At 68.0% G+C, this 17,088-nt stretch carries 17 protein-coding genes; 7 read left to right on the top strand and 10 right to left on the bottom strand.

Annotated elements, in window-relative coordinates; genetic code table 11:
* The first annotated feature begins 237 nt into the window (after positions 1-237).
* From DEU38_RS17760 to DEU38_RS17745, 4 genes are all read left to right on the top strand, one after another.
* Positions 238-858 carry an AIM24 family protein gene (locus tag DEU38_RS17760; protein ID WP_114722720.1) on the top strand — a complete coding sequence of 207 codons (621 nt, stop codon included), beginning with the start codon at positions 238-240 and terminating at the stop codon, positions 856-858.
* A 29-nt stretch (positions 859-887) separates the two neighbouring features.
* Positions 888-1,571 (top strand): AIM24 family protein, encoded by a 684-nt coding sequence (locus DEU38_RS17755; protein ID WP_114722719.1) that lies wholly within the window; start codon positions 888-890, stop codon positions 1,569-1,571.
* Positions 1,568-2,320, top strand: coding sequence for an AIM24 family protein (locus DEU38_RS17750; RefSeq protein ID WP_114722718.1), 753 nt, complete (start codon positions 1,568-1,570; stop codon positions 2,318-2,320). Before DEU38_RS17755 ends, DEU38_RS17750 begins: the two co-directional genes overlap by 4 nt.
* A 152-nt stretch (positions 2,321-2,472) precedes the next feature.
* Positions 2,473-3,798, top strand: a complete 1,326-nt coding sequence (locus tag DEU38_RS17745; protein WP_174909984.1) for a VWA domain-containing protein — start codon at positions 2,473-2,475, stop codon at positions 3,796-3,798.
* Positions 3,799-3,822: 24 nt separating this feature from the next.
* On the opposite strand, the gene DEU38_RS17740 is transcribed toward DEU38_RS17745, so the two are convergent.
* On the bottom strand, positions 3,823-4,695 hold the full coding sequence (locus DEU38_RS17740; protein ID WP_114722717.1) for an alpha/beta fold hydrolase: 873 nt from the start codon (positions 4,693-4,695) through the stop codon (positions 3,823-3,825).
* A 106-nt stretch (positions 4,696-4,801) separates the two neighbouring features.
* Here DEU38_RS17740 and DEU38_RS17735 point away from each other — a divergent pair, with 106 nt between their 5' ends.
* Entirely contained in the window at positions 4,802-5,278 is a 477-nt protein-coding gene (locus DEU38_RS17735; RefSeq protein WP_114722716.1) for a MarR family winged helix-turn-helix transcriptional regulator, read from the top strand.
* A gap of 47 nt (positions 5,279-5,325) precedes the next feature.
* On the opposite strand, the gene ppc is transcribed toward DEU38_RS17735, so the two are convergent.
* From ppc to secG, 3 genes are read right to left on the bottom strand one after another with little or no spacing between them, the layout of a single operon-like run.
* Entirely contained in the window at positions 5,326-8,133 is a 2,808-nt protein-coding gene (gene ppc, locus DEU38_RS17730) for a phosphoenolpyruvate carboxylase (protein ID WP_114722715.1), read from the bottom strand.
* Between the two features lie 55 nt (positions 8,134-8,188).
* Positions 8,189-8,599 (bottom strand): PPOX class F420-dependent oxidoreductase, encoded by a 411-nt coding sequence (locus DEU38_RS17725; RefSeq protein ID WP_114722714.1) that lies wholly within the window; start codon positions 8,597-8,599, stop codon positions 8,189-8,191.
* A gap of 2 nt (positions 8,600-8,601) precedes the next feature.
* Positions 8,602-8,835: a preprotein translocase subunit SecG gene (secG, locus tag DEU38_RS17720; protein WP_114722713.1), complete on the bottom strand. Its 234-nt coding sequence runs from the start codon at positions 8,833-8,835 to the stop codon at positions 8,602-8,604.
* Between the two features lie 449 nt (positions 8,836-9,284).
* Between secG and DEU38_RS17715 the strand changes: the two genes are divergently transcribed.
* The gene (locus tag DEU38_RS17715; protein WP_114722712.1) at positions 9,285-10,196 is read left to right on the top strand and encodes a tyrosine-protein phosphatase; all 912 of its coding nucleotides are present in this window, start codon (positions 9,285-9,287) and stop codon (positions 10,194-10,196) included.
* A gap of 83 nt (positions 10,197-10,279) precedes the next feature.
* Entirely contained in the window at positions 10,280-10,840 is a 561-nt protein-coding gene (locus DEU38_RS17710) for a hypothetical protein (protein WP_258557978.1), read from the top strand.
* Between the two features lie 111 nt (positions 10,841-10,951).
* Here DEU38_RS17710 and tpiA read toward each other — a convergent pair whose 3' ends face one another.
* The 6 genes from tpiA to rapZ all read right to left on the bottom strand — a co-directional run bounded on the left by tpiA (position 10,952) and on the right by rapZ (position 17,082).
* Positions 10,952-11,737: a triose-phosphate isomerase gene (tpiA, locus tag DEU38_RS17705; RefSeq protein ID WP_114722711.1), complete on the bottom strand. Its 786-nt coding sequence runs from the start codon at positions 11,735-11,737 to the stop codon at positions 10,952-10,954.
* A gap of 3 nt (positions 11,738-11,740) precedes the next feature.
* A complete protein-coding gene (locus DEU38_RS17700) occupies positions 11,741-12,952 on the bottom strand; it encodes a phosphoglycerate kinase (RefSeq protein ID WP_114722710.1) in 1,212 nt (403 codons plus the stop codon).
* Positions 12,953-12,968: 16 nt separating this feature from the next.
* Positions 12,969-13,988 (bottom strand): type I glyceraldehyde-3-phosphate dehydrogenase, encoded by a 1,020-nt coding sequence (gene gap, locus DEU38_RS17695; RefSeq protein WP_114722709.1) that lies wholly within the window; start codon positions 13,986-13,988, stop codon positions 12,969-12,971.
* Positions 13,989-14,183: 195 nt separating this feature from the next.
* Positions 14,184-15,161, bottom strand: a complete 978-nt coding sequence (gene whiA / locus DEU38_RS17690; protein ID WP_174914673.1) for a DNA-binding protein WhiA — start codon at positions 15,159-15,161, stop codon at positions 14,184-14,186.
* Positions 15,158-16,219: a uridine diphosphate-N-acetylglucosamine-binding protein YvcK gene (yvcK, locus tag DEU38_RS17685; protein WP_114722707.1), complete on the bottom strand. Its 1,062-nt coding sequence runs from the start codon at positions 16,217-16,219 to the stop codon at positions 15,158-15,160. The genes whiA and yvcK overlap by 4 nt, the downstream gene beginning before the upstream one ends.
* Complete coding sequence (gene rapZ / locus DEU38_RS17680) at positions 16,216-17,082, bottom strand: RNase adapter RapZ (protein ID WP_114722756.1); 867 nt, start codon at positions 17,080-17,082, stop codon at positions 16,216-16,218. Before rapZ ends, yvcK begins: the two co-directional genes overlap by 4 nt.
* Between the last annotated feature and the right edge of the window lie 6 nt (positions 17,083-17,088).

Genomic DNA, 17,088 nt, shown 5'->3' with positions numbered 1-17,088 from the left:
TGCACCCCAGAGCGTGTCTCCTGAAGAGAGACGGTCGGATCGGAGCACCTGGCTGCGACTCCTCGCCGAACAGGAGACGAACCCCAGCCCCCGTGAGCAACTCGGTTGGCCCGCAATGATCAACTTGGGTCGCCCAGTTCCCGAGGCGGTCGAGTTCACCTCCAGGCCCCCGTGATTCACTCTGTACCGAGATGTCGCCGGCGAAGGGCTGCCGGTCGAACGTATGGGGAGACGAACATGCAGTTGGTGCAGCGATCCAAGAGGATCCTCGAGGCGCACCTGACCGGCGACACTATCCGCGCACTGAGCGGATCGATGATCGCCTACGACGGCAAGGTCACGTTCAAGTCCGCCGGATTCGGTGGCGGCGACGGGGTGCTCGCAGCGCTGAAACAACGCACCACCGGCGAGGGTTTGTCGCTGATGGAGTGCACCGGCACTGGCACCGTCTATCTCGCGCACGACGCCGCAGATCTCACGCTCATCGAAATGGCGGGCGAGACGCTGCAGGTCGAGTCCGAACAGTTACTGGCACTGACCGGGAACCTACGCACCGCCGTGTCATTCACCGGACTGCGCGGAGCGATGAGCGGCCAGGGCCTGTTCACCACCACGGTCACCGGCACCGGCCAGGTCGCATTGATGTCCCACGGCGGTCCTCTCGTCCACCTCGAGGTGGCCCCGCAGCACCCACTGGTCGTCGACCCCGATGCGTTCGTGTGCGCTCGTGGTCAACTCACCCAGTCGTTCGTCACCGATGCGTCCTGGCGGACCGCGGTGGGCCAGGGCAACGGTGAGGCGTTCTCCCTGAAGTGGGACGGCACAGGCGTGGTGTCGATCCAACCGGCCGAACGCTGATCCGTCACAGCGGAGACAGGGAGCAACGGATGTTCACACAGGTCAACGACAAAGTTGTCACCGTGGATCTGGGCCGGACAGGGCCCGTGGTGGCGCGCCGCGGCGCGATGCTGTTCTACACCGGGCAGGTGCAGTTCACCCCGCACCACGTCCCGGGTCTCGGGGGCGGTGGCGGGCTCGGGGCCATGGCCGGCCGAATGCTCCACGGCGAGCACGAGGCGACGATGCTCGCGCAGGGAACCGGCTCCGTGCACTACGGGTTCCGCGGAATCGAAACCCACATCGTCGACGTTTCGGCCGCGGGGCAACTGCGGGTCGAAGCCTCCCGTCTGCTGGCCTACACGAGCGGGTTGCAGGTCTCGGTCGTCTCCGCGGCCGCCCCGTCCGGTGGTGGGGGCGGCGGATTGCGGGGGACGCTGCGTGGCGCCGCCGCAGGAGTGGCCACCGGGCAAGGCATGTCGACCACACAGCTCTCCGGACACGGTTTCGCGGTGGTCCTCGGTCACGGCGGATTTCTGGAACTCCAGGTCACCCCCGATCGGCCGGTGACGGTCGATCCGCAGGCCTACGTCGCAGCCCTCGGGTCGGTGACGACGACATTGAAGTCCGGGATGAGCTGGCGCAACGTCGCCCGCAGCGGCGGGGAGAACATGCAACTCGAGTGCACCGGTCACGGTGTGGTGTTCGTCCAGGCATCGGAGGAGAAACTGTGAGCACGGTCTGGAATCCGGCGACGCTGCCCGGCAACGACAACATCCCAGGCAACCACTACACGTTCACCGTGGATCTGCAGCACCCGTGGTTCATGTCCAAGGGCGCCATGATCGCCTACTACGGGCAGATGACGTTCACCTCGCTCCAGCACGGTTTGCAGGGCCACATGCTGCAGATGGTCGCCCAGCAGTTCTCCGCTCCCCTGCACCTGCACGACTTCGTCGTCGCCGACGGACAGGGCAAGCTGATCCTCGGCGACCGCGGCTACGACATCAACTCCTACGACCTCGATGACGGCAACCTGACCATTCGAGCCGCGAACCTTCTGGCGTTCGAGCCCGCCCTGGCGCTCAACCAATCGATCGTTCCGGGCTTTGTGACGCTGATCGGCACCGGCAAGTTCCTCGCGTCATCGAACGGGCCGGTCATGTTCGTCGAGCCACCGGTGCGGGTGGACCCGGAAGCGCTTGTCGGGTGGGCGGACTGCCCGTCGCCGAGCCACCACTTCGACCAAGCGTGGGTGACCGGGTTCGTGCAGGCCGCCGCGCGCCGCGTCGGCGTGCAGTCGGGCGAGGAACGGCAATACGACTTCACCGGCGCCGGCACCGTGTTGGTGCAGTCCAGCGAGAAGGTCATCAACGATCAGTCGCTGGTTCGTAGCATCCTCGGCATGCTGCCGGGGGTCTCCTCGCCAGGACTGCATCAGATCAACCAGGAGATCAGCAGCCAGCTGGGAAGCCAGCATTGACGACATCGGTGATCGGTGTCGGGATTCGGCACGAGCCGCATGGTGCCCGAGCGGTGGGGTCATATGCTTCGCGGCGTTGAGCCAGTCACGCAACAGCATCCGCCAGAGGGTCCGCCCGGGCTCCGCCTCCTGCCGAAAGGACTGACCGACCCGTGACCGCCCTGACCCGAGGCGCCAATACCAGCGTCGCCACCACTGCCACCACGATCGGAGTGACCGGAACCTCTCCCGGCAGCGTCGACCTGTTCGTGTTCCAACTCGACGAGCGTCGCAAGGTCCGCAGCGACGAGGACCTGGTGTTCTTCAACAACCCGACCTCCCCGGAGGGTGCAGTCACCCTCGTGGCCCAGGGGCAGGTGCGACTCGATCTCGCGGCGATCCCCGCGGGAATCGAGCGGATCGCGATAGCGGTGTCGGTCGACGAAACCGTAACCGGCCCACTGTCGGCGGTGCCCGCGCTGGCGGTTGCCGTGACCCAACCTGGCGGCACGACCGTCACCGCGGCTGCGGAGGGACTGACCACCGAGCGCTCCGCGGTGCTGCTCGAGGTGTACCGCCGGAACGGGGCATGGAAGGTTCGCAACGTCTCCGCCGGCTGGAACGACGGCCTGGTCGCATTGGTCACCGAGCACGGCGTCGCCGTTGACGACACACCGGCACAACCCACCACCTCCACCTCCGTACCTGCTGTCACGGCTACCGCGCCGACCCCACCTGCGGGGGTGGCGACGGTGGACGCAGACGGGGTTCGCACGGTTCCGGCTGAGGCGAAGCTGTCGCTGGAGAAGCGACAGAAGCTGGACCTGCGCAAGAAGGAGGTCGCGAAGGTCCTGCTCGCCAACGGCGCCCGAGACTACGTCGGTCGGGTGATCCTGGTGATCGACAAGACCGGATCGATGAGCCGGCGCTACTCTGACGGCGAGGTGCAGGAGACTGTGCGCCGCATGGTCCCGGTGGCCACGCAGCTCGACGCCGACGGACAGCTCGAGGCATACCTGTACGGCGTCAATTTCGCCAAGCTCCCCGACGTGACAGTCGACCGCGCCGACCAGTGGATCGACGAGTACATCCATCTGCAAGGGGTACACGGCGGTATCGACTACGACAACGAGATCGGTGGCTTCAACGACGAGATCCCCATCATGACTGAGGTTCTCGCCGGCTTGGACGAGAACACCACCGTACCGACGCTGATCCTGTTCTTCACCGATGGCGGATTCAGCAAACGCTCTGCCATCGAAAAGCTGATGCGCCGGGCCTCATCTCGGCCGGCGTTCTGGCAGTTCATCGGGATCGGCCGAAGCAGCTTCGGTGTGCTCGAGAAGCTCGACACAATGTCCGGTCGGAAAGTCGACAATGCGGGATTCTTCTCCGTGAACAAAGTCGACGCGCTCTCCGATGCGGAGCTGTACCGACTCCTGTTGTCGGAGTATCCAGATTGGCTGCGCGCCGCCCGCGCCGCGCACATCTTGCGCTGACACCGGGCCGCAGGGAGACACGCACTAGCCGAGCGCGGTCCGCAGCGCCGCGCCCAGTTCCGGCGATGAGCTCATCGGCAGCGTGTAGTGGGACTCACCGGGAATGACGCGAATTGCGGCCCGCGGCATCGAGCTCCGTGCCCGCTCACCGATCCGCGCCGCGTCATGTACCCGGCTGCGCTCCGCCAGCACGACGGTCACCTCGGCTCGGAGTTCCTGGAGATCCTGTGGCCGGGGTCGCCGCGGCACCACCGGGCGGTGTGCCGGGAACCGTTCGGCGCCGAACGCGACCAGGTCGAGCCAGTCGGCGTCCATCGTGGCGCCGGCCGATTCCCATCCGATGAGGCGTCGTTGGCGTTCACCGGTCGGGCGAACGAGCAGCGGGACTGCACGGGCGAGGTACTGCGGACTCATGCCCGCGAAGCACGAGTTGGGATCCAGCAGTACGAGCCTGTCCAACCCGTCGGGTCGCCGCACGGCATGCGCGAGGGCGACCATCGCGCCGTACGAATGACCCACGACGCCATACGTTTCCAGCTCGAGACCGTGAACGACCGCCGATATCCAGTCCATCAGATCGTCCCGGCTCCGCAGCGGTTCGGTGACCACCCCGAGCCCGATGTCGCCGGGGAGATCGACCGCGAACACCCGGTGGTCCCCGCAGAGCTCCGCGGCCACGGCGAACCACACGGTGGAGGTGGCTCGGCCACTGGGCAAGAGGATCACGGGCGGCGCGTCCTCGGGCCCACAGACGTTGACGCGTGTGGTGCCGAACCCGGTGCCGACATCGACACGCTCCACCGGTCCCGGCCACCGCCCGAGCACCCGGTCGTACCGCCGCTCGAACTCGCGCCCGCTCTCCGTCGACGCGAAATGGACTGCATCACTTCGGTTCATCTGCCCACCCCTGGTTGAATCCTCGACACTCGACATTTATCTCGATCATCGAGATACTAGGCAGACGAGGCAACTGGCGTCCAGACCCAGCCGGAAAGAGGCAGCAATGCACGACGACGAACTCGACCCCCGAATCCGGGGCCACGCAACGGTGCATCAACTGCGGGCACTGACCGTGGAACTCAACCTCTTCGGCGCCGAGTTCGCCAGGAGCCACCACCTCCACACCACCGACCTGCGCGCGCTGATCACCCTCCTCGACGCGGCCCGCGCGGGCCATCCCGCGACACCGGGATGGCTGGGGCAGCAGCTGGGCATCAGTTCCGCCTCCACGACCGCCCTGATCGACCGGCTCGAGAAGCAGGGACTCCTGTGCCGTTCGCGCGACACCGCCGATCGCCGTCGGGTCGTCGTCGAGGTCACATCCCACGCCGTGGACCTGGGCACGTCGTTCTTCGGGCCCCTCATCGACCGCGCGGTGGTGGCAATCGAATCCTTCTCGCCACGCGAGCGGGAGACGATCGGAGCATTCCTCGAGAAGATGCACGCCGTGGCGGCGGGCGTACGCGCCGAACAACTCTGACGCGCTGGCGCGCCACCCCGTCGCATCCGGTGGCGATCGCGGTCGGATCAGCCGCTGTTCCGCAGCGCGGTCGCAAGACCGTTCATCGTCAACTGGATGCCGCGCCGGACGCCGTCGGAGTCGTCGCCGGCGCGGTAGCGGCGCAGCAACTCCACCTGCAGATGGTTGAGCGGCTCGAGGTACGGGAACCGGTTGTGCACGGAGCGGTCGAGAGCCGGGTTGTCCCACAGCAGATTGTCGTGCCCGGTGATCGACGTGTACATCGCGATCGTGCGGGCATGCTCGGCGGCGATCTTGCCGAACACCTCGTCCCGCAACGCGACGTCCGGCACCAGTTCCGCGTAGCGCGCCGCGAGGCCCATGTCGGACTTCGCCATGACCTGCGCCATGTTCGACAGCACGGTACGGAAGAACGGCCACCGCTCGTACAGGTCGGTCAATGTCTTCAGTCGCTGCTCATCGCCGCCCACCCACTGCTCGAAGGCCGTTCCGGTGCCGTACCACCCGGGCAGCATCACCCGCGATTGGCTCCAGGACAGCACCCACGGGATGGCGCGCAGGTCGGAGATCGACGCGGTCGGCTTGCGGGATGCGGGCCGGCTGCCGATGTTGAGGGCACCGATCTCCGCGACCGGCGTCGACGCCTTGAAGTACTCCACGAAGCCGGGGGTGTCGTGCACGAGGTCCGCGTACGCGACGCGCGCCAGCTCGGCCAGTTCGTCGAGGATCTCGTACGCGGGTGCCGCGTCGTCGCCGAGCCCCTCGACGTCGAGCAGGGTCGATTCGAGGGTGGCCGCGACGAGCGCCTCGAGATTGCGGCGGGCGAGCCGCGGCTCGGCGTACTTGGCCGCGATCACCTCACCCTGCTCGGTGATCCGCAGCGACCCCTGCACCGCGCCCGGCGGCTGCGCGAGGATCGCATCGTAGCTCGGTCCGCCGCCGCGGCCCACGGTGCCGCCGCGACCGTGGAAGAGCCGCAACCGAATTCCTGTCTTCCGCGCCGCCTGCACCAACTCGAGCTCGGCCCGGTACAGCGCCCAGTTCGCGGCGAGATATCCGCCGTCCTTGTTCGAGTCGGAGTATCCGAGCATCACTTCCTGGCTGTCGCCGCGGTTCGCGACCAGAGCCCGGTAGATCGGCACCTCGAGCGTTCGGGTGAGGGTCGCGGCGCCGTGCCGCAGGTCCTCGATGGTCTCGAACAGCGGCACGATCCCCACCGGGCACCACGGTCCGTCGTCGCCGTCCGGGTCGAACAACCCCACCTCGGCGAGCAGGATCGCGGCCTCGAGCATGTCACTCACCGAGTCGCACATGCTGATGATGTAGTTCGGGATCGCGTCCGGTCCGATCCGCTCGACGGCCTCGGCGGCGGCCCGCAGGATGCCCAACTCCTTCGTGGTCAGCTCGCTGAACTCGGCGTGCGGACCCGACAGCGGCCGACGGGTCGCGAGTTCCCGGGACAGCAGCGCTATCCGCTCGTCCTCCGACAGCGACCGGTAGTCCGGGTGCACCCCCGACCACGCCAGCAACTCGGCGACCACCGACTCGTGGACCTCCGAGTTCTGCCGCATGTCCAGACCGCACAGGTGGAAGCCGAAGACCTCCACCGAGTTCCGCAGCTGCGCCAGACGGTCGTCGGCGACGGTGTCGTCGCCGTGCGATCGCAGCGACGTGTCGATGACATCGAGGTCCGCCAGCAGCTCGGCCGGGCTGTCGTATCCCGGCAGGTCCGTCGAGGCCGCTCGGACGCGGTGAACGGCGGGATGGCCGAGGATCCGGTCCGCGGTGACCGTCAGGCGTGCACGCAGACCACGGACGGCGCGCCGGTAGGGCTCGTCCGCGCGGAACGCCGACTCGTCACCGGACTCGTCCGCGAGCCGGTCCAACTCGGCGGTCACCGTGACCAGCCGCGCCGACATCGACAGCTCCCGTTCCAGTACCTCGAGCTCCTCGAGGTGATGTTCGAGCGCGGTCTCGGCCGCACGGTGAGTCGCCCGGCCGACGACTTCGGCTGTGACGAACGGATTCCCGTCCCGATCGCCGCCGATCCACGACCCCGGCCGCAGCATCGGTTCCGCGAGTAGGGTCGAGCCCGGCCACCGGGCCCGCAGACCGTCCCGGAGGTCGGCGTTGATCTGTGGGACCACCTCGAACAGTGAGGCATCGTAGTAGCGCAGGCCCACCTCGATCTCGTCCTGGATCCGCAATCGGGACAGGCGGATCAGCGCCGTCTGCCACAGGGTGAGAATCTGGCGGCGCAGCTGGAGACCGATCGCGGCCGCCTCGTCGACGTCCCCGGCAACCCACTCCCGCATCCGCATCAATTCCATGATGCGGTTCTGGGTCTCGAAGATCGTCCGCCGGCGCGTCTCGGTGGGGTGCGCGGTGATCACCGGCGCCACGAGCGCACCGACCAACGCGGCGCTCGCGGTGGCCGGGTCGAGGGTCGCCGCATCGAGTTTCGCGTAGGTGGCCGCCAGGCTGCTGTCCTGTGGAGGTTCGCCGGCCCGGACGTGGATCGCGCGCCGCCGCTCGCGGTGAATGTCCTCGGCGACGTTGGCAAGCAGCGCGAAATGGCTGAAGGCTCGGATCACCGGGATGGCGTCCGCGGTGTCGATCTGCTCGAACATCTCCGCGAGTTCCGCCCGGTCGATCTCCGAACGCCGGACCCGGAACGACTCGACCCGCGCCCGCTCGACCAGCGCGAAGATCTCGTCACCGGACTGCTCCCGGACGATCTCCCCCAGGATGCCCCCGAGCAGGCGGATGTCCTCTCGGAGCGGTTCGGTGGCAGCACGCGGAGCCGACGAAGGCGGAGCGGAGGACGCTGGCGATGAATCGGGGATCCCGGTCATCACCTGATTATCGACCGATGACCGGACACCCGCACGGCAACCGTCCGACCGGGCGTCAGCCCTTCCAGATCACCTTCGACGGCTTCAACCGCACGATCACCCGCGGGGTGTCCGGTGTGTCGTGCTCCCAACGCGCGGCCCCGGTGTACTTGCGGGCCAGCTTGTGGATCAGCGACCCACCCGGGTCGTCGGTGATCGTGGCGGTACCGCGGATCTCGACGTAGCGGTACGGCCCGCCGGCCGGATAGATCAGCACCGTCGCACGCGGGTCACGCTGGAGATTGTCGGTCTTGCGGCGGCCACGGACGGTCGAGATGAGCACCTCGTCGCCGTCCCGCTCCAACCACACGACGGACAGCTGCGGCTGGCCTCCGGGCTCGACGGTCGCGAGTGTCGCGAATTCGGGCGCGTCGATCAGGGCCGCAGCAGCATCGGGGATGGAGGTGGAGCTGTGGTACCCCGCCATCGTCAGCTGAACTTGATCTCGAGCCCGATGCCGAGGATCGCGATCAGCCAGATCGCCGCGGTGAAGACGGTCAGTCGGTCGAGGTTCTTCTCGACGACGCTCGAGCCGGCGAGGCTGGACTGGACACCGCCACCGAAGAGACTGGACAGACCGCCGCCCTTACCGCGATGCAGAAGGATCAGCAGGATCAGCAGCAAGCTGGTGATGACCAGCAGGATGTCCAGGAACAGTGCCATTTCGGTATTCGCTGCCCTTCACGCACGACGGATTTCGGCCACTAGCGCGCTCAGCTTACCTGTTACCTGGGCGATCGAGCGCAAACCCGCCACAGTGGCCGGGAGACGGAACCTGACGATCGGGACGCGCCGATCGTTCGTTTGTCGTTACCGTCCGTATCTGTTATGGAGATCACACCGCACCGCCCCTGTACCCCACCGCGGTCACGAAGGCAGCCGACACCACCGAGGGATCGCCTCACCGGCCTACCGGAAGGCTCACTCGCGACGTTCGGGTCGCTCGGTAACCTGCCGACCCGCTTCCCGTGCGCAATTCGCTCGCGCGGGAAGCGGTTCCGAGCGACCGTCACCACAATCCTCCCGTGTAGTGAGACAACTCACTTTCGTGGCACAACGTGCCGCATTACCTTCCGAGCAGTCAGTCACCCCCATGCGAGGAAGGCCTCACCATGACGCACCGCTCCACAGCTCTGCGCCACACCACCCGGACCGCAGTGGCACTCGCGGTATCAGGCTCGTTCCTGTTCGCCGGCACTGCCGCGGCAGGGGCCACCGGTTCCCTCGACCTGTCGTCCTTCGGATCCTCCGCACTCGGCTCGAGCGCACCGACCATCGTCGAGGCGCCCCGGTTGGCGACTGTCGACAACTTCCGGGACGTCGCCGGCCCCGGCTACAAGACTCCACTCGGCCTCATGCGCACCGGCGTCTTCTACCGTGCCAACGCGCTCACCCCGAACGACGCCGACCTCGCGACGCTCGAATCGCTGAAGCTGACCGCGGTGTACGACGTCCGCACCGAGGAAGAGGTGGCCCACAAGCCCGACCGCACCGTCGCCGGCACCGCCTACGTGCACATCCCGATCCTGTCCGGCGATCTCGAGGCCGGCGTCGCCAAGCTGAAGACCCCTGAGGACTCGCAGAACTTCATGCGGGACATGAATCGTGCATTCGTCAACGATCCCGCGGCGCGCGCGGGGTTCACGAAACTGCTCACCGATCTGGCCGAGACCCCCGGCTCGCAGGTGTTCCACTGCACCGCCGGTAAGGACCGGACGGGCTGGGCGTCCATGTTGCTGCAGAGCATCGCCGGCGTGCCGCGCGAGACGATCATGAGCGACTACCTGCTCACGAACGAGTACACCGTCGCATCCATGGCCAGGTCCCGGGCCGGCATCGTCGCCAGCCAGGGTGAAGCAGTCGCCCAGGTCTACGACCCGCTGCTCGGCGTCGACGCCAGCTACCTGCAGGCCGGCCTGGACGAGCTGACCGCGAAGTACGGCACCGTGCAGAACTACCTGCGCACCGGTCTCGGCCTCTCGCCGGTGACCATCGGCAAGCTCGCCCTCAAACTGCTCGGCTGACACACACCCGTGAACGCGGCTGGGCGCGCGACAGATTCACTGTCCGCGCCCGGCAGCGCCCGTAACGCCTGGCGAACCACTGAGTGAGACCACTCGCAGTGCAGGCGTTCGTCGATACCTTCCAGTCGGACGACACCGACGCGGAAGGAATCATCGATGTGACGAACCCTGTGCACCGCAAGCGTTTCCGACGTGGCCGAACGACGGCCGCACTGACCGTGACGGGGCTACTGCTCCTCGCCGGACCGGCCGTCGCCGACGCCTCGTCACCGAGCTCGCTCGGTTCATCGGATCCGGGATCCGGCGTTCCCGGGCAGGCCGAGACGCCACGCCCTACGTCGGTGCACAACGTCCGTGACATCGCGGGAAACGGAGTCGGGTACACCGGCCGCGGCGGGCTGTCCAACGAGTACTCGGCCGCGACGATCCGGGCCACTCTCGACCAGATCCCCGCAGTCAAGGGGCCCGAGGCGGCCGAGATCTACCACCAACTCATCGGGGTCGATGCGAGCTACCTCGAAGCCTCGTTCGCGGGAGGTCGACCGGAACTACGGCACCTTCGACCGGTACCTGGCGGAGGGACTCGGCGTCGACCGGGCAACGATCGTCACGCTGCAGGCAAAGCTGCCCCTCTGCGCGCATGAACGAAAAACGCTGGGCGCGTGACCTTCACGGTCACGCGCCCAGCGTTCGTCTTCGGTTGCTACCGGATCACGGCAGCGACATCAGCCGTTCACGGCAGCGACATCAGCCGTTCACGGCAGCGGGCCACCGGCCGCAATGGCCGACAGCGTCGCGAACTCGTCCGCCTTCAACGAGGCGCCGCCCACGAGCGCACCGTCCACGTCCGCCTGGCCGACGATCTCGCCGACGTTCTTGGCGTTGACGGAGCCGCCGTAGAGCACGCGGACACCGGCAGCGACCTCCGGGGAAGCCAGCTCGACCAGGGTCTCGCGCACTGCCTTGCAGACCTCCTGGGCGTCGGCGGCCGAGGCCACCTTGCCCGTGCCGATGGCCCACACCGGCTCGTACGCGACGACGACCTTGGCGATCTCGTCCGCCGACAGGCCCGCGAGCGAGCCCTTCAGCTGCGCGACGTTGTACGCCACGTGCTCGCCGGCCTCGCGGATGTTCAGGCCCTCACCGATGCACACGATCGGGGTGAGCCCGTTCTTCAGCGCCGCCTTGGTCTTGGCGAGCACCAGCTCGTCGGACTCACCGTGCAGCGTGCGCCGCTCGGAGTGTCCGACCACGACGAACGTGCAACCCAGCTTGGCCAGCATGGAACCGCTGATCTCGCCGGTGAACGCGCCCGAATCCTGCGCCGAGACGTCCTGCGCACCGTAGGTGAGCAGGAGCTTGTCGCCCTCGACCAGCGTCTGCACGCTGCGGATGTCGGTGAACGGCGGGATCACCGTCACGTCGACCTTCTCGAAGTACTTCGCGGGCAACGAGAAAGCGATCTTCTGCACCAGGGCGATGGCCTCGAGGTGGTTGAGATTCATCTTCCAGTTGCCGGCGATCAGGGGCTTTCGAGTCAAACCTCAGCCCTCCAGTGCTTCGATGCCGGGCAGGGTCTTGCCCTCGAGGTATTCGAGGGACGCGCCGCCGCCGGTCGAGATGTGCGAGAAGCCGTCCTCGGGCAGACCGAGCTGACGCACGGCCGCCGCGGAGTCACCGCCGCCGACGACGCTGAACGCGCCCTTGCCGGTGGCCTCGACGATCGCCTCGGCGACACCCTTGGTGCCGGCCGCGAACTTCGAGAACTCGAACACACCCATCGGGCCGTTCCAGAACACCGTCTTGGCACCCGAGAGGATCGCCGCGAAGCGCTCCACCGACTCCGGTCCGATGTCCAGACCCATCCAGCCGTCCGGGATCTCGAGGACGGAGACCGTCTTCGACTCCGCGTCCGCCGAGAACGAGTCCGCGATCACCACGTCCTGCGGGATGTGGATGACGTCCGCATACCGCTCGAGCAGGTCCTTGCAGGTGCCGATCATCTCTTCCTGGCACAGCGAGTTGCCCACCGAGATGCCCTGCGCGGCAAGGAAGGTGTAGTACATGCCGCCACCGATGACGAGGGTGTCGACCTTGGGGGCCAACGCCTCGATCACGGCGAGCTTGTCCGACACCTTCGAGCCGCCGAGCACGACCGCGTACGGACGCTCGGAGTCCTGCGTCAGCTTCTGCAGCACCTCGACCTCGGCCGCGACCAGGTTGCCCGCGTAGTGCGGGAGCAGCTCGGCCACGTCGTAGACCGACGCCTGCTTGCGGTGCACGACGCCGAAACCGTCGGAGACGAACGCGCCGTCGCCGTCGACGAGGTCGACGAGCGCCTTCGCCAGCGCCTCGCGCTCGGCGTCGTCCTTGCTGGTCTCGCGCGGATCGAAACGGATGTTCTCCAGCAGGAGGACATCGCCGTCCGTCAGGCCCTCGGAACGCGCGAGCGCGTCCTGGCCCACCACGTCACCGGCCAGCTGGACGTTGCGGCCCAGCACCTCACCGAGCTTCGTGGCGACAGGCGCCAGCGACAGCGCCGGATCCGGCTCGCCCTTGGGGCGGCCGAGGTGCGCCATCACGATGACCTTGGCGCCCGCCTCGGCCAACGCCGAGATGGTCGGCGCGGACGCGACGATCCGGCCCGGATCGGTGATCGTTCCGTTGTCCAGCGGAACGTTGAGGTCGGAGCGCACCAGCACGGTACGGCCCTCGACCCCCTCGTCCAGCAGATCCTTCAGAGTCTTGACAGCCACGTGGACCAGACCCGGATCAGAGGGACTTGGCGACGAGGCCGATGAGGTCCGCGAGGCGGTTCGAGTAGCCCCACTCGTTGTCGTACCAGGAGACGACCTTGACCTGGTCGTCGATGACCTTGGTCAGGCCGGCGTCGAAGATCGAGGAGTGCGGATCCGTCACGATGTCCGAGGACACGATGGGAGCCTCGGTGTACTTGAGGATGCCCTTCAGCGGGCCCTCGGCGGCAGCCTTCATCGCGGCGTTGATCTCGGCGATGGTGGCCGGCTTCGCGAGGTTCACCGTCAGGTCGGTGACCGAGCCCGTGGGGATCGGCACGCGCAGCGCATAGCCGTCCAGCTTCCCCAGCAGCTGCGGGAGGACCAGGCCGATGGCCTTGGCGGCACCCGTGCCGGTCGGAACGACGTTCAGCGCGGCGGCGCGGGCGCGACGGAGGTCGCTGTGCGGGCCGTCCTGCAGGTTCTGGTCCTGCGTGTACGCGTGGACCGTCGTCATCAGACCCTTGACGATGCCGAACTCGTCGTCGAGGACCTTGGCGATCGGGCCGAGGCAGTTGGTGGTGCAGGACGCGTTGGAGATGATGTCCTGGCTGCCGTCGTACTTGTCGTCGTTGACGCCCATCACGATCGTGATGTCCTCGCCCTTGGCGGGCGCGGAGATGATGACCTTCTTGGCACCGGCCTCGAGGTGTCCCTTGGCCTTCTCGGCGTCGGTGAAGATGCCCGTGGACTCGACGACGACGTCGACGCCCAGCTCGCCCCAGGGGAGCTCGCTCAGCGGGCCGCGGTGCGCCAGCGCCTTGATCTTGGTGTCGCCGACGACGATGGTGTCGTCACCCTCGAGCGAGACCTCGTGCGGCAGACGACCCAGGATCGAGTCGTACTTGAGCAGGTGAGCCAGCGTCGCGTTGTCCGTGAGGTCGTTGACCGCCACGATCTCGATGTCGGTGGTGCCGAGCGCCTTCTGCGCATCGACCGCCCTGAAGAAGTTACGTCCGATACGACCGAAGCCGTTGATGCCTACCCGGACCGTCACAGTTAGCTCCTTTGCCCATCTACTCTGGTGTGCCAGTTTTTCGCCCGCGAGAACCCCGCGAGCACGTGATACCCACGACTATCGAACCGAAACGCGAGACTCATCGGTCGATGCGTGTCCCACCCTAGTGCGCGCACCCGCATACGCGCGCATCTGCCCCGGTCACCGGAACCGGGGTGGGTCGTCGACCGATCGTCACGCCTCTTCGAGCAACTCCGGGGTCACCGCCGACTCCGTGTCGGGGACCCCGACCTCCTTGGCCTTGCGGTCCGCCATCGACAGCAGTCGCCGGATGCGACCGGCGACGGCGTCCTTGGTCATCGGCGGATCCGCGAGCTGCCCCAACTCCTCGAGCGAGGCCTGCCGATGCTTGACGCGCAACGTGCCCGCCGCCGCGAGGTGGTCGGGGACGTCCTCGCCGAGGATCTCGAGGGCCCGTTCGACCCGCGCCGCAGCCGCGACGGCCGCGCGCGCGGACCGGCGCAGGTTCGCGTCGTCGAAGTTCGCGAGACGGTTCGCCGTGGCGCGCACCTCGCGGCGCATGCGGCGTTCCTCCCACGTGAGCCGGGTGTCCTGCGCACCCATCCGGGTGAGCAGCGCGCCGATCGCCTCGCCGTCGCGCACGACCACCCGGTCGGTGCCACGGACCTCGCGCGCCTTCGCAGTGATGCCGAGCCTCCGGGCCGCGCCGACCAGCGCGAGGGCCGCCTCCGGGCCCGGGCAGCTGATCTCCAGGGCCGAGGAGCGCCCCGGCTCGGTGAGCGAGCCGTGCGCCAGGAACGCGCCGCGCCACGCGGCCTCCGCGTCCCCCACGCTGCCGCCCACGACCTGCGCCGGCAGGCCCCGCACCGGACGCCCCCGCATGTCGAGCAGTCCGGTCCGGCGGGCCAGCGCCTCGCCCTCCTTCGCGACCCGCACGACGTATCGGGAGCTCTTGCGCAGGCCACTGGCGCTCAGCACGTGCACGTCCGAGTGGTACCCGTAGAGGTCGAGGATCTCGCCGCGCAGGCGCCGTGCGATCGATCCGAGGTCCACCTCGGCTTCCACGACGACCCGGCCGCCCACGATGTGCAGCCCGCCGGCGAACCGGAGCAGCGCCGACACCTCCGCCTTCCGACAACTCACCTGAGTCACCGTGAGCCTGCTGAGCTCGTCCTTGACCTCGGCTGTCATCGCCACGTGGCGCTCTCCCTTCCCCCTGCTGTCCGTTCGGCAGGCTGCTCGCTCCCGCGCACCTCGACCGGGCGGTGCTCGCCCGTCTGTTGCGCGGTGAGGCGTTCGAGCACCGCCGCGAGCTTGCCCGCATGATGCTTGTGGGTTCCGTCCTCGGCGACATCCGCGTAGACGACGTCCGCGCCGAGTTGCGTCGCGGCGCGGCACAGATGGTCGCGTTCACGCCCGGCCGGAACCGATGCCGAGTCGACGACCACGTGGTCGACACGGAATTCGGGCGCGTGCTGGCACAGTACGTGCAGATGACGTTCCGCGGAGAATCCTGCGGTCTCGCCGGGTTCGGGCGCGAGGTTGAGGATCAGCACCTTCCGCGCAGACGAACGCATCAGACCGTCGAGCAGGTCCGGCACGAGAACGTGAGGAATCACACTCGAAAACCACGAACCGGGTCCGAGCACGGCGACATCGGCATTCTCGATCGCGGCCAGGGCGTCGGGGCACGCGGGCGGGCTCGCCGGCAGCAGCCGCACGCGGCGCACCTTTCCCGGTGTGGTCGCGACCGCGACCTGTCCGCGGATGCACCGGCTCACCCGTGGATCGGACTCCAGTCCGACGACGTCCGCCTCGATCTCCAACGCCACCGGTGACATCGGCAGCACCCGGCCCTCGACGTCGAGCAGTCGCGCCACGGTGTCGAGCGCCGCGACGGTGTCGCCGAGGACCTCGGTGAGACCGGCGAGAATCAGGTTCCCGACCGAGTGGCCCGCGAGGGCGCCCGTGCCGCCGAAGCGGTGCTGGACGGCGTCCGTCCACGTCTGGACCTGTGGTTCCCGCGACGCGAGCGCGGCCAGTGCCATCCGCAGATCGCCCGGCGGGATCACGCCGAGTTCACCGCGCAGCCGTCCCGAGGAACCTCCGTCGTCGGCGACCGTGACCACCGCGGTCACGTCCGAACTCAGCCGCCGCGCGGCGCTGAGCGTCGCGTACAGACCGTGGCCTCCACCCAGCGCGACGATTCGGGGTGTGCGGCCGTTGCCGTGCAGTCGATCGTCGCTCATTCGCGCCCCACATCACGGTGCACGACGCGGACGGCGAGGCCGTCTTCCTTCTGCAGACGCGCCGCGAGCGCCTCCGACATGGCAACACTGCGATGCTTGCCGCCGGTGCATCCGACCGCGATGGTCATGTAGCGCTTTCCCTCCCGGCGGTATCCCGCCGTCGTCAGTTCCAGCAGGCGCAGGTACGTATCCAGGTACTCCTGGGCCTCGTCGCGGGACAGGACGTAGTCCCGAACCGCCTCCTCCAGTCCGGTGTGCTCGCGCAGTTCGGGAATCCAGTGCGGATTCGGCAGGAACCGCACGTCGCACACCAGGTCCGCATCCATCGGCAGACCGTGCTTGAACCCGAACGACTGCACGGTCACCTGGATCTCGGAGCTGCCCTCGCCGCCGAAGGCCGTCTCGATCTTCTCGCGCAGCTCGCGGACCGCGAGCGAGGACGTGTCGACTACCAGGTCGGCCGCGGCCCGCACCTGAGCCAGCTTCGCCCGCTCGGCGGCGATCCCCTCCGAGAGGGTGCCTTCCTTGCTGTCGCTCTGCAGCGGGTGGCTGCGTCGCACGTGCTCGAACCGGCGGATCAGGACCGAGTCGTTGGCCTCGAGGAACAGCACCCGGATCTGCACGGGCATCGCCTCGAGCGCGGTCACGACCCGGCCCAGGTCGCCGGAGAACGGGCGGCTGCGCACGTCCATCACCACTGCGAGCCGCCGGATCGGCGGATCGGACTCGACCCCGAGGTCGACCATCCGGGCGATGAGCTCGGGCGGCAGGTTGTCGACGACATACCAGCCGAGGTCCTCGAGGACCTTCGCCGCCGTGCTCAGCCCCGCACCGGACAGTCCGGTGACGAGCGCAACCTCCATGCCTTG

The sequence above is a fragment of the Rhodococcus sp. AG1013 genome, assembly GCF_003350365.1.
In the GTDB taxonomy this organism is placed as follows: Bacteria; Actinomycetota; Actinomycetes; order Mycobacteriales; family Mycobacteriaceae; genus Prescottella.
Note: the sequence above shows the minus strand (reverse complement) of the source record. Positions and strands in the feature narration are given on the sequence as shown.

Coding starts and splice junctions, on each gene's coding strand:
- DEU38_RS17755 (WP_114722719.1), top strand. CDS start 888: ATGTTCACACAGGTCAACGACAAAGTTGTCACCGTGGATCTGGGCCGG.
- yvcK (WP_114722707.1), bottom strand. CDS start 16,219: ATGAGCGACGATCGACTGCACGGCAACGGCCGCACACCCCGAATCGTC.
- DEU38_RS17735 (WP_114722716.1), top strand. CDS start 4,802: ATGCACGACGACGAACTCGACCCCCGAATCCGGGGCCACGCAACGGTG.
- DEU38_RS17715 (WP_114722712.1), top strand. CDS start 9,285: ATGACGCACCGCTCCACAGCTCTGCGCCACACCACCCGGACCGCAGTG.
- whiA (WP_174914673.1), bottom strand. CDS start 15,161: ATGACAGCCGAGGTCAAGGACGAGCTCAGCAGGCTCACGGTGACTCAG.
- ppc (WP_114722715.1), bottom strand. CDS start 8,133: ATGACCGGGATCCCCGATTCATCGCCAGCGTCCTCCGCTCCGCCTTCG.
- secG (WP_114722713.1), bottom strand. CDS start 8,835: ATGGCACTGTTCCTGGACATCCTGCTGGTCATCACCAGCTTGCTGCTG.
- rapZ (WP_114722756.1), bottom strand. CDS start 17,082: ATGGAGGTTGCGCTCGTCACCGGACTGTCCGGTGCGGGGCTGAGCACG.
- DEU38_RS17725 (WP_114722714.1), bottom strand. CDS start 8,599: ATGGCGGGGTACCACAGCTCCACCTCCATCCCCGATGCTGCTGCGGCC.
- DEU38_RS17740 (WP_114722717.1), bottom strand. CDS start 4,695: ATGAACCGAAGTGATGCAGTCCATTTCGCGTCGACGGAGAGCGGGCGC.
- DEU38_RS17760 (WP_114722720.1), top strand. CDS start 238: ATGCAGTTGGTGCAGCGATCCAAGAGGATCCTCGAGGCGCACCTGACC.